This window comes from Burkholderia sp. E168m22, assembly GCF_001319805.1.
GTDB classification, from domain to species: domain Bacteria; phylum Pseudomonadota; class Gammaproteobacteria; order Burkholderiales; family Burkholderiaceae; genus Burkholderia; species Burkholderia orbicola.
Window position 1 is genome coordinate 52,094 of the sequence record NZ_BBSK01000111.1, and the last position, 12,056, is coordinate 64,149.

Annotated in this window: 10 protein-coding genes and 1 pseudogene; 5 read left to right on the plus strand and 6 right to left on the minus strand. The window is 63.3% G+C overall.

The window, feature by feature from the left end; genetic code table 11:
• Positions 1-7: 7 nt before the first annotated feature.
• The 3 genes from aceF to AP428_RS25780 all read right to left on the minus strand — a co-directional run bounded on the left by aceF (position 8) and on the right by AP428_RS25780 (position 5,412).
• The gene (aceF, locus tag AP428_RS25770) at positions 8-1,342 is read right to left on the minus strand and encodes a dihydrolipoyllysine-residue acetyltransferase (RefSeq protein WP_099318695.1); all 1,335 of its coding nucleotides are present in this window, start codon (positions 1,340-1,342) and stop codon (positions 8-10) included.
• A gap of 162 nt (positions 1,343-1,504) precedes the next feature.
• On the minus strand, positions 1,505-4,219 hold the full coding sequence (gene mdeB, locus AP428_RS25775; protein WP_011694457.1) for an alpha-ketoglutarate dehydrogenase: 2,715 nt from the start codon (positions 4,217-4,219) through the stop codon (positions 1,505-1,507).
• Between the two features lie 215 nt (positions 4,220-4,434).
• Positions 4,435-5,412, minus strand: a complete 978-nt coding sequence (locus tag AP428_RS25780) for a helix-turn-helix domain-containing protein (RefSeq protein ID WP_011548540.1) — start codon at positions 5,410-5,412, stop codon at positions 4,435-4,437.
• Positions 5,413-6,115: 703 nt separating this feature from the next.
• Here AP428_RS25780 and AP428_RS25785 point away from each other — a divergent pair.
• Together AP428_RS25785 and AP428_RS25790 are read left to right on the plus strand one after the other, a co-directional pair.
• Positions 6,116-7,465, plus strand: a complete 1,350-nt coding sequence (locus AP428_RS25785) for an MFS transporter (protein ID WP_011694456.1) — start codon at positions 6,116-6,118, stop codon at positions 7,463-7,465.
• Between the two features lie 74 nt (positions 7,466-7,539).
• Entirely contained in the window at positions 7,540-8,712 is a 1,173-nt protein-coding gene (locus AP428_RS25790; protein WP_011548543.1) for a porin, read from the plus strand.
• 75 nt (positions 8,713-8,787) lie between these two features.
• On the opposite strand, the gene AP428_RS35900 is transcribed toward AP428_RS25790, so the two are convergent.
• Both AP428_RS35900 and AP428_RS36885 read right to left on the minus strand, forming a co-directional pair.
• Positions 8,788-9,078, minus strand: coding sequence for a DUF4148 domain-containing protein (locus AP428_RS35900; RefSeq protein WP_011548544.1), 291 nt, complete (start codon positions 9,076-9,078; stop codon positions 8,788-8,790).
• Positions 9,079-9,454: 376 nt separating this feature from the next.
• Positions 9,455-9,634, minus strand: coding sequence for a hypothetical protein (locus tag AP428_RS36885; RefSeq protein WP_124675975.1), 180 nt, complete (start codon positions 9,632-9,634; stop codon positions 9,455-9,457).
• Positions 9,635-9,873: 239 nt separating this feature from the next.
• Between AP428_RS36885 and AP428_RS25795 the strand changes: the two genes are divergently transcribed.
• The 3 genes from AP428_RS25795 to AP428_RS25805 all read left to right on the plus strand — a co-directional run bounded on the left by AP428_RS25795 (position 9,874) and on the right by AP428_RS25805 (position 11,686).
• A complete protein-coding gene (locus tag AP428_RS25795) occupies positions 9,874-10,101 on the plus strand; it encodes a DUF2945 domain-containing protein (RefSeq protein ID WP_011548546.1) in 228 nt (75 codons plus the stop codon).
• Positions 10,098-10,673: a DUF488 family protein gene (locus tag AP428_RS25800; RefSeq protein WP_011548547.1), complete on the plus strand. Its 576-nt coding sequence runs from the start codon at positions 10,098-10,100 to the stop codon at positions 10,671-10,673. The genes AP428_RS25795 and AP428_RS25800 overlap by 4 nt, the downstream gene beginning before the upstream one ends.
• 275 nt (positions 10,674-10,948) lie before the next feature.
• Complete coding sequence (locus tag AP428_RS25805) at positions 10,949-11,686, plus strand: sulfite exporter TauE/SafE family protein (RefSeq protein ID WP_011548548.1); 738 nt, start codon at positions 10,949-10,951, stop codon at positions 11,684-11,686.
• Between the two features lie 206 nt (positions 11,687-11,892).
• Here the strand turns inward: AP428_RS25805 and AP428_RS36890 are convergent.
• Positions 11,893-11,991 (minus strand): annotated as a pseudogene (locus AP428_RS36890) (protein NrnU); the annotation flags it as partial.
• Positions 11,992-12,056: the final 65 nt, after the last annotated feature.

A 12,056-nucleotide genomic window follows, 5' to 3' on the forward strand; every position in this document is an offset into this window, starting at 1 on the left:
CTTCTCATCAAAGAATGATGCGACGGAAATCCGCGAGCAACGCGCCAAGATAAGCATTGAACCGCGCGGCTTCGGCGCCATCGATCACGCGATGATCGAACGCCAGGGAAAGCGGCATCGTCAACCGCGGCACGAACTGCTTGCCGTCCCACACCGGCTTCATCTGCCCGCGCGACAACCCGAGGATCGCCACTTCCGGCGCGTTGATGATCGGCGTGAAGTGCGTGCCGCCGATCCCGCCGAGCGACGAGATCGAGAAGCAGCCACCCAGCATCTGATCGGGCTTGAGCTTGCCGTCGCGCGCGGCCTTCGACAGCTCGGCCATTTCCTTCGCGATGTCGACGAGGCCCTTCTTGTCCGCATCGCGGATCACCGGCACGACCAGACCGTTCGGCGTGTCGGCCGCGAACCCGATGTGGTAGTACTGCTTGAACACCAGGTTGTCGCCGTCGAGGCTCGCGTTGAAGGTCGGGAATTTCTTCAGCGCGGCCACCACCGCCTTGATCACGAACGCGAGCATCGTGAACTTCACGCCCGCCTTTTCGTGCTCCTTGTTCAGCTGCACGCGCAGCGCTTCGAGCTCGGTGATGTCCGCTTCGTCGTTGTTCGTGACGTGCGGGATCATCACCCAGTTGCGATGCAGGTTCGCGCCCGAGATCTTCTTGATGCGCGACAGCGGCTTCGGCTCGAACGGGCCGAACTTCGCGAAGTCGACCTTCGGCCACGGCAGCAGGTTCAGCTCGCCGCCGCCTGCCGGCGCGGCTGCCGCGCCCGGCGCCGCGCGCTGGCCCGACATCACGCCCTTCACGAAGCCCGTGATGTCGTCCTTGGTGATGCGGCCCTTCGGGCCGCTGCCCGACACGCGCGCGACGTCGACGCCGAGCTCGCGCGCGAACTTGCGCACCGACGGCGATGCGTGGCTGGCGCGAGACGGCTCGCCTTCGCGCGCCGGCGCGTGATGCAATGGCGCGGATGCGGAGTTCAGTTCGGGCGCCGGCGCAAGCGCCGGCACCAGCCCTGTCGCGACATTCGCCGACGGACACGCGAGATCGCGCGCAGCCGAGGCGGCCGGAGGCACAGGCGCCGCGTCGTCCTGCCGCTCGCCGTCGCTGTCGAGCAGCGCGATCAACGTGCCTTGCGACACCGTCTCGCCGACGGCGACCTTCATCTCCTTGATCACGCCAGCGGTGGGACTGGGCACATCCATCGTCGCCTTGTCCGACTCGAGCACGACGAGCGACTGCTCCCGTTCGACGCGTTGTCCGACTCCCACCAGAACTTCGATCACGGGGATGTTCTTGTAATCGCCGATATCCGGCACTTCTATTCGTGTCACCCGCACATTCGTCTCCAACAGCAAGCATTTCAACAGTCAACGCCCCCTCTTCATCAGGTCGGACGCACTTGATTCGATCGGATTTCCCGCGATGGACCGATGGACGCGCAAGGCCTTCGAGCAGCCACTTCGCGCGCCGCTCGCACGACGCTCACCGGTCAACGGGTGCTAGACCAGCCAGGGTTCGGTCAGCCCGGTTCCGCTTCGCCCGTATCGGTCGATCGCCTGACGCACGACGTCAGGGTCCTGCCGGCCCTCGTCGACGAGTGCTTTCAGCGCGGCGATCACGATCGACGCACGGTCCACTTCGAAGAACGCACGCAACGCCGCACGTGTATCGCTGCGCCCGAAGCCGTCGGTGCCGAGCACGACGTAGCGGGACGGTACATACGCGCGGATCAGCTCGGGCACGGCGCGCACATAGTCGGTCGCGGCGATCACCGGTCCACGTGCGGCGCCCAGGGCGGCCGTCACGTAGGGCACCGCAGGCTCGCCGTGATCCAGTAGCCGCTGCGCACGCTCCGCGGACACGCCGTCGCGATGCAATTCGGTAAAGCTCGTCACGCTCCAGACGGCCGCGTCGATATTCCAGTCGTCTTTCAACATCCGTGCCGCGGCCTGGACCTCACCGAGAATCGCGCCCGAGCCGAGCAACTGCACCTGCGCGATCTCGATCTGCGCGGGCTCCAGCACGTACATCCCCTTGAGCACGCCGCTACGGACGCGATCGAGATCCGCTTCAGTCAACGAACGTTGTGCGTAGTTTTCGTTGGTGACCGTCATGTAGTAAAAGACGTCGCGCTGACGCGCGATCATCTCCTGCATGCCCTCGTCGACGATCATCGCCACTTCGTACGCGAAGGCCGGATCGTACGCGCGGCAGTTCGGTATCGTCGAGGCCGCGAGGTGGCTCGTGCCGTCTTGATGCTGCAGACCTTCACCGCCGAGCGTCGTCTTGCCGGCCGTCGCGCCGATCAGGAAACCGCGCGCGCGCTGATCGGCAGCCGCCCAGATCAGGTCGCCGATGCGCTGGAAACCGAACATCGAGTAGTAGATATAGAACGGCAGCATCGTCAGATCGTGCACGCTGTATGACGTCGCCGCGGCAATCCACGACGACACCGCGCCCGCCTCGGAGATGCCCTCTTCCAGAATCTGGCCGCCGGTATCCTCACGGTAATAAAGCATCGAACCCATGTCTTCCGGCTCGTACAGTTGACCGAGCGGAGAATAGATGCCGATTTGCCGGAACAGATTCGCCATGCCGAAGGTGCGCGCCTCGTCGGCGACGACGGGCACCACACGCGGCCCCAGCTCGGCGTCCTTCAACAGGTTGCCGAGCATGCGCACGAACGCCATCGTGGTCGACATTTCCTTGTCGTTGGTATCGAGCGCGAATCGTCCCCACGACGACATCGCGGGCACGGCCGGCGCGTGCGACGCCGCTGTGCGCCTGCGCGGAAGGTAGCCGCCCAGCGCCGCACGGCGCGCGTGCAGATACTGCATGACGGCACTGCTTTCGTCCGGCTTGTAGAACTTGAGTTGTTCGACATCGTCGTCGGAGAGCGGCAGGCGAAAGCGGTCGCGAAACGCCTTCAACTGTTCGATGTCGAGCTTCTTCTGCTGATGTGTGGTCATGCGCCCCTGGCCGATCGAGCCCATGCCGAAGCCCTTCATCGTCTTCGCGAGAATCACCGTAGGTTGCCCGCTGTGTTTCGACGCCTTGTCGTAGGCAGCGTGCAATTTGCGCACATCGTGGCCGCCGCGCCGCAGGCGGTCGATATCGTCGTTGCTCAGATGCGCGGCGAGTGCGGCCAGTTCGGCGTTCTGACCGAAAAAGCGGTCACGATTGTAGGCACCGTCGTTGGCGGAAAAAGTCTGGAACTGGCCGTCCACGGTGTGCGCGAACGCGCGCAACAGCGCCCCACTGCGATCGCGTGCGAACAGGGGATCCCAGTCCGAACCCCACAACACCTTGATGACGTTCCAGCCCGCCCCCGTAAACTGCGCCTCGAGTTCGTCGATGATGCGGCCATTGCTGCGCACCGGTCCGTCGAGCCGCTGCAAATTGCAGTTGATCACGAACACGAGATTGTCGAGCCGCTCGCGCGCGGCCAGCGACAGCGCGCCGATCGCCTCGGGTTCGTCCATTTCGCCATCGCCGAAATAGCCCCACACCTTGCGGCCTTCCGTGCGTTGCAGTCCGCGGTTCTGCAGATAGCGCATGAAGCGCGCCTGGTAGATCGAGTTGATCGGCCCAATGCCCATCGAGCCGGTCGGGAACTGCCAGAAGTCCGGCATCAGCCACGGATGCGGGTAGGAACACAGGCCCGCACCGGTGATTTCCTGTCGGTAATGCTCGAGATGCGCTTCGTCGAGAAAACCTTCGAGGTAAGCCCGCGCGTAAACGCCCGGCGCGGAATGGGGTTGAAAATAGACGAGATCGCCACCGTTGGCATCGTTCGCGCCGCGAAAGAAATGATTGAAGCCCACTTCGAACAGGTCGGCCGCCGACGCATAGCTGGCAATATGCCCGCCGAGTTCACCGTAGGCGCGATTGGCCCGCACGACCATGGCCAGCGCATTCCAGCGCAGCGCGGCGGCAAGCTTTTCTTCGATATCGAAGTCTCCCGGATACGGCGGCTGCTGAGCGACGGCGATCGTATTCACGTAGGGCGTGACATTGAGGCGCGCCGTTGCGATACCGTTGGACGACGCGTGGGCCGCGAGCCGATCGAACAGGTACTGAGCCCGTTCGGCACCGGCATGCCGAACCACGCCATCGAGCGCATCGAGCCATTCGGCGGTTTCGAGTGGGTCGTCGTCGACTTTCGTCTGGCCCAGGGAAAGGATCGAGGGTGTCCCCGTCGATAAGTCGGTCATCTTGCAACTCCGTAAAAGCAATGCGAGTTCAGTGGCGAGTGCGCAAAGATTACGGGGGATGCCGCAGAATGTGTGGTCGTATTGAAGGCCGCCAAAGCGGTATCGGCTGCAGTGTCTTCTGCGGAATGCGCGATCTACAGCATTTCTATTCGATGCGCGCGGTCTCGCATGGAGAACCCGGCGTCACGGGCGGGAAAATGGGCGAAGGCGCGGCTTCATGCATCGCCCACAACGTCCGCTGCGCCATCCGCTCGGTCGTCCATCTCGGTCGCAGCCGCCGGCGCGAGCCCGGCCTCCGATTGCGTGCGAGCCAGCGCGGCGAAATAGCGGCCTGGCGAATGCCCGAGCGCTTTCTTGAACATGGTGATGAAGGCGGTTACCGACTCATAGCCGAGCTCGTCCGACACGCGTTGCACGGAAGCGCCGCCGGCAAGCTCGCGCACCGCAACGAGCAGTTGCAACTGCTGCCGCCAGCGGCCGAAGGTCAGTCCCGTTTCACTGACGACGAGTCTTGCCAGCGAACGCTCGCTCATGGCGAGACGCTTCGCCCATTGCGCGACGGTGCTGCGATCGCCGGGATTGGCGTTCAATGCGTCCGCCATCTGCCGGATGCGCGGATGATCCGTAACCGGCAGATAGAGGCGCTCGACCGGCATCAACGTCAGCTCATGCAACAGCACGCGCGCAAGCCGGTCGGTATGGCCGCCCTGCTCGTAGTCGAGCGGCGCACCGGCCAGATGCAGAATCATTTCGCGCAGCATCGGCGAAATGGACAGCGTGCAGCACTCCGTCGGCAAGTCGACGACACCGGGCTCGGCGAACAGATAGCAAAGCCGGGCATTGGGTGTCGCATGGTTACTGTGCGGCATCTCGCCGGGAATCCAGACGCCGCATTGCGGCGGGACGATCCAGAACGCGCCCGCGACCCGGCAGGTCACGGCGCCGTGCAACGCCAGCACCAGCTGCCCCTTCTGATGCTTGTGAACCGGAATTTCGGCAGCATGCTCGTCGACGTGCATGCACATCGCTACCGCCGGCCGATCGATCGCGTCCGGATCCGCAAAATCAGGAAGGCTAACGTAACGGTTCATATCGGGCATTCTAGCGACATGTTGAAATTGTGGCGAACGATGCGAAGCATAAGCAGGCACAGCCGCATCACGTGCCACGCTGGAATGGCGCCACGACTTCATTGCGCGAGACCGCCCCTTCCCGGACGCCCGACGTCCGGGCTCGCGCGTGAGCGGTTCGACGGTGTCGATGCCCATGCAGTCCGGTTCGGCCCCGATTGTGCTTCGTACATGGGCTGTGGCGCGTCACGTGCACGCTCGACGAGCCGGGCGAACCCCACGATGGCGTCGAGCAGATCGGCGTGGACGGCACCGCGAAGTTCAGCGGGCCACCGACCGCGAATTACGCTTCGATCGACCGCTCTCACCGCACAATCTGCCGAACGGAGCACCGCCGCGGCAACACAAGAATAATAAATACTGCCTGGACTGCGGCAATATTTCTCCGTGCAATCAAGATGACTTCACGATCCCGGCGCCCCGGATTTCTTCAAACGCAATGAAATACGGAGCGACGGAATAATAAATCAAGCGAGACAGTTTTTTCACACCAATACCGAACGGACGATGGCGCCGCACCATTGTGCATGGCGCTCGCCCCGTTCGGGACGGGACGGCACGGTCGTCGATCGAATCCGCCGGGCCGCCGCATTTGCATCAACAATCAGCTTCGTAAATTTATCAAGTATTCGTCGCATTAATCGTCGATTCTTCAATCCCATTTTAATGGCACCGAATGCTCGCCCATTCGCGCCACCACCTTTAACCCGGCAAGAAAATGCAATACCCGAAGTAAAACCTTTTCTTTTAACGCGAGGAGAACGATGTGGAAATACGGAAAATCAACGTCTACGACATCATCGACAGTCGCAGAATCGGCAGGAGGCAGTATTTCATCGTCGCCTTCTGCGCGCTGCTGATGCTTTTCGACGGCTTCGACACCCAGGTCATCAGCTTCATCGTGCCCGTTCTCGCGAAAGAATGGCAACTGCCCAAGGCGGTATTCGGCGCGATTTTTTCAGCGGTGTTCTTCGGGTTGCTGATCGGCAATTTCGGCATTCCGTTCGCGACCCGACGCTTCAGCACGAAGAAGATCGCTTTCGTGGCAACCGCTGCTTTCGGCCTGTTCACCGTCCTGACCGTCTTTGCCACCAGCGTGCCGCAGCTGATCGCCTTGAGGTTCCTCACCGGCATCGGGCTCGGAGCGGCCACGCCTTGCGCGGTGGGCCTCGTTTCGGAATTCAGCCCGAAGAGAACCCGCGCGACTTTCGTCATTCTCGTCTACATGGGATATGCGCTGGGGTTCATCTTCGCGGGCATCTGCAGCAGCGCGTTGATCCCGCGGTTCGGCTGGGAAGGCCCACTGTGGCTGGGCGGGCTCGCGGCAGTCGGCTTGACGGTGTTGCTCGTCCCGCTGCTGCCGGAATCCGTGGCCTACCTGTCGGCGAACGCGCAGCCCGGTGAATTGCTTCGTGCAACCAAGCGCCTCTTTCCCGATTTCACGCTGCAAGCGGACAGCGAACTGGTCACTCACGAAGAGAAGCCGGCAGACGCAAGTGTGCTCGGGTTGTTCTCCGCACAATTCCGCGTGGGGACATTCCTGCTGTGGGCCGTATTCGCCATCAACCTGGCCGCGTTCTATTTTCTGCAGAGCTGGCTGCCGACCGTTCTCGCGTCCATCTCGTTCCCACCCGCGCTCGTGGTCTGGGCGACCATCACCGTGATCATCGGCGGCATGGTGGCCAGTCTGCTGATGGGACCCATCATGGATCGCACGAGCCCTTACAGAATTCTGTCCGCGGTCTACGTCGGCGGCGCCGTGTCGATGTACGCAATCTCCATCGCGATCGGCTCATCGCATCTCGCTTTACTCACGACGATCTTCTTTTGCGGCTTTTGCATCAGCGGCGGACAAACCTGCGCGATCGCGTTGTGCACGCTGTTCTATAGCCCGGAATTGCGCGCCCCGGGCGTCGCGTGGGCCTACGGATTCGGTCGGCTCGGCGCCGCGGGCGGCACTTACCTCGCGGGCGTCCTGTACGCGAACAACTGGAGCGTCGACGCGATGTTTCGCGTGGCAGCCGCGCCAATCCTCATTGCAGCGGCTTGCGTGGCGCTGATGGGCGCTTGCTATGGCCTGACGAAGAACGGCCTGAAGAAATCCTTTTCGGCCTGACCGGTACCGCTCGCTGAATCGATGAACGTCAAGTGAACCGTTCTTTTGTATGGCCTTTTGATTGCGGAGATCTCATGAAAACCAAAAAAATCGAAATCATTGTCGGCTCGCTCGTGGGGCTGGCCAGTTCCGTCGCGCATAGCCAGAGCAGCGTCACACTCTATGGCGAGATCGACAACGGCATTCATTACCAGACCAACGTAGGCGGCGGCAAAGCCGTCTACATGGACTCGCTGGACGGCATCGACGGCAGCCGCTGGGGGCTGACCGGCAAGGAAGACCTGGGTGGCGGTCTCAAGGCGATTTTTACGCTCGAGTCCGGCATCAACGTGAACAACGGACAGTTTGCCCAGGGCGGCACGGCGTTCGGCCGGCAGGCTTTCGTCGGACTGAGCAGCGACACTTACGGCTCTCTCACCGCCGGCCGTCAATACGACATGGTGTGGTATTTCCCCGAGTTTCTTGCCGGATCCGCGGCGGTTGGCGACCTGCCGAGCGCGCATCCGGGAGATTTCGACAACACCAGCAACAGCGTGCGATTCAACAACTCCGTGCGCTACATGAGCCCGGACTTCCGCGGCTTCTCCTTTGGCGTCGAATATAGCCTTGGCGGCGTACCCGGCGACTTCACGTCGATGTCGGGCTATTCGCTTGGAGTCGGTTACACACACGGTCCGCTTCAGATCGGCGCGGCGTTCGATTACTTCAAACACCCGACCTCGACGCCAGGCAACGGATGGTTCACCAACTATGCAAGCGGCTTCAATCTGCTGGCCTCCTCTCTGAACTCGGCCTATCAGGTCGCGCAGGCCTATCAGGACGCCGTCATCGCGGCGGCCTACACGATCGGAAACGCGACGATCAGCGCATCGTATTCGAACGTTCAATACGCCAATCTCGGTGCGGGGTTCATGAACGGTACCGCCGTCTTCAACAACTACGACATCGGGTTGAACTACCGTGTCACGCCGGTCTTTTTCGTCGGCGTCGCGTACGACTACATGAACGCGCGGAGCGTCACGACGGCACAAGGCAATGCCGTCGGCAACCAGCACTACAATCAGGTGGCGTTCACGCTGGATTATCTGCTGTCGAAGCGTACCGACGTGTACTTCTCCGGCGGCTGGCAGCGCGCTTCGGGCACATCGTCGACGGGCGCGCCAGCCGTCGCCAACATCGGCGGCTCCGGAGATTCGTCGAATAACCACCAGATGGTTTATCGGCTCGCTATACGACATAAGTTCTGAGCGTGGCTCGCCCTGGAGCCTACATGACGATGCAGCGATATTGCAGCGCCAGCATGCGGACGCCAGGGTCATTGTTCAAGGCTGCTGGTTCGACGCCTGCAAGGATGGCGTCGCCACCGCGCCTGCATCGCGGACATCCCGATTCCGGCGAGCCTGCGCCATATCGGGCGGATAGGTCCGCTGCCTGGGCGAGTGAGTCGAAATCCAGCCGTCGCGTTCTGCCTGAACGAGTTCGGCCCGCACTTCGGCGCGCGTCTTTCCGCTCGTGACCACGGCCGCGGCGCAGCCCGCATCGACTACACCGGCGCTCGCGGCAAACGGGATGCACGTGACGAACCAGAGTATCGCTGCAATTGTCGTGCGCATGAGAATCTCCTTCCTTGTGAGGCCGTGGCGCCGCGCTCAGACGAAGCCATACATGGTGAACAACATGACGTACGGGATCTGCTGTCCCGCCGAATTGCAGACCATGACGTCGGCCCTCTGAATGGCGCACGCGGACACGATTGCCTTTGCGACTTTCGAAATGACAAGTTTCATGATGATTAACTCCCCAATCTGACCCGACCTTACGGTCGATCTCTCGGCAATCCGTCGATGGTGCTGAGCAGCGCTCGAAGCGCTGCATCATGGGTTCATGACGCATCGCGGCCATCGACATCGCACAACGCTTGTTCACTACCGGGTCGAAGCACGGGAACCCGGCACGTCGGTGCTTTGAAGCGTCTGCGTGATGCGTACTTTATCGACATCCAGCCAGCATGAATTTGTGGAAGATGACAACGCATCTGCAAAAACTGCCAGAGTTTTGCTGATGCACGATGTCCTGTCGGCGGTCCATTGCCGAACCGCGCGCCGATTCGAGGCGGTCGTTCGGAGACAGCGCCAAATGCCGGACGATCGGATCGGGATCGACTTTCATCTGCTTCGCCTGATCGTCGTCGAGCCGTCGGCCAAAGCAAAGTCGTCAACGTTCGCGAAGTAAAAATGTCACTTCAGACGTCGATACGGGGCATGCAGATTGCATGGACGAGCCTGACCGAGGCCCCACACGATGCACCTCGCACGCGCGAAAGCGCGGCGACGTGCATACTGGCGTGGCTCGCTCCACCCGCCGCTTGCGGCCGTATCGCAAGAGCATCACCACGAGGAGGCTCACGCATGACGACGCCGTTCGAACCGGGCGACCATGTCCGCTGGAATTCCGAAGCCGGTTACGTGACCGGCACGATCATCGCGGTGCACACGCAGGATTTCGACTACAAGGGCCATCGTCATCGCGCGTCGCCCGACGATCCCCAATACGAAATCAAAAGCGATCGCACCGACCACATCGCCGCGCATCGCGGCCGCGTGCTCGAACGCGTCGCCGGCAAGGAGCGCACGTGACGCTCCCGTTCTACACGATCGGCCATTCGAACCGCACGCTCGACGAACTCGTCGCGATGCTGCGGGCCGTCGACATCACGCTGCTCGTCGATATCCGCAAGATGACGCGCTCGCGCACCAACCCGCAGTTCAACGAGGCAACGCTGCCCGACGCGCTGGCCGCTGCCGACATCGGCTACGAGCACATCGCCGAGCTCGGCGGGCTGCGCGGCAAGTCGCGCGACGTGCCCGACGCACTCAACGGCTTCTGGACGAACCGCAGCTTCCATCGGTACGCCGACTACGCGCTGTCGCCGGAATTCCGCGCCGGCCTCGCGCGGCTGATCGCGCTCGGGGAGCAGCAGCGCTGCGCGCTCATGTGTTCGGAGGCCGTCTGGTGGCGCTGTCACCGGCGTATCGTGTCCGACTACCTGCTCGCGCGCGGCGAGACGGTGCTGCACATCATGGGCCTGAATCGTGTGGAGCCGGCGCGCATCACGGCCGGCGCGACGGTCCGCGATGACGGTGCGATCGTCTATCCGGACGCCGACGGCGATACGCAGGAAGATGCCGCGGCGCAATCGAACGAATGACCGGGCGTCGGCGCTGCCCGCGCCGGCTGGTTGACGCCGTTGGTTGACGCCGTTGGGTGACGCCGTTGGGTGACGCGGTTGGTTGATGCGACGGGTTGACACGACCGGTTGACGCAGCCGGCCGATGCGCCGCCGCACGGCGGCCGCCCGTGCGCGTCTGAAACGGAGCGCACGCACCGCCTTTGCGCGGACGCGATCCTGCATTACCATCGGGCCACCTTCGCGCTCGCGCTCGCCGCCGGCGCGCCCTGCCACGCTACCCTTCCTGCGCACCGATGCTCGTCCTCATCATCCTCGCCGGCCTGTGGGCCGGTCTCCAGAATGCCCTCGCGGGTGGCGGTTCATTCGTCACGCTACCGGCGCTGATCGTATCGGGGATGTCGCCGCTCGCGGCCAACATCACGTCGACGGTCGCGCTGTTTCCCGGCCAGGTCACGACCGGCTGGGCAAGCCGCAAGATGGTCCGCGGCGCAGGCACGCTGTCGTTTCGCGCGCTGTTCGTGATCAGCGTGATCGGCGGCGCGCTCGGCGGGCTGCTGCTGCTCAAAACGCCGTCGTCGATCTTCTCGCAGCTGGTGCCGTGGCTCGTGCTGTTCGCAACCGTCGTGTTCGCATGGGGCAGCTTCTTCCGCAAGCCGACCGAGGCCGCGCAGCATCTCGGCCCGATGGCGGCCGGGATCTCGCAGTTCCTGATCGCGATCTACGGCGGCTATTTCGGCGGCGGCATCGGCTTCCTGATGATGGCCGCGCTCACGATGGCCGGCCTGTCGCCGCGTCACGCGATGTCGACCAAGAACGCTCTCGCGGGCGTGATGAACGCGTCGGCGGTCCTGCTGTTCGTCACCTCGCCGCAATTGCACTGGGGCGCGGCGCTTGCGCTCGGCAGCGGCGCGATCGTCGGCGGCCTGCTCGGCGCATGGGCGCTGCACCGCGTGAACGAGCGCGTGCTGCGGATCGCGATCGTCTGTATCGGCGCGGCACTGACGGTCGGGCTGTTCGTCAGGCCGATCTGACGCGCGCGCCGCGAGCGTCGTCGCTATGCGCTCGCGTCGATGCGCGGGCGAACTCGCCAGCCGCCGCGCGATCGTGCCCGCCGTCGGTCAATGCTGCCGCCGATCTGCAATGCGTCGGCCGGTAGGCCGGGCGATGCCTGCCGCTCGCGCGCCGGGCCGCGGCCGATCAGCGTGACGCGGTCGCCGAGCCTGCGTACGCGGAACGTTCAACCGAACGGCCGCACGCCGATCAACGGGTCGTGCAGGAACAGCGCAAACACCGCCCACCCGACGACGCCGGCCGCGATCGCCGACACATCGCCCGACTGTAGTGGTCTAATGAATCCGGACACTGATTTAGGCGAGAATGGTCGCCATGAAGAGGTGTCTG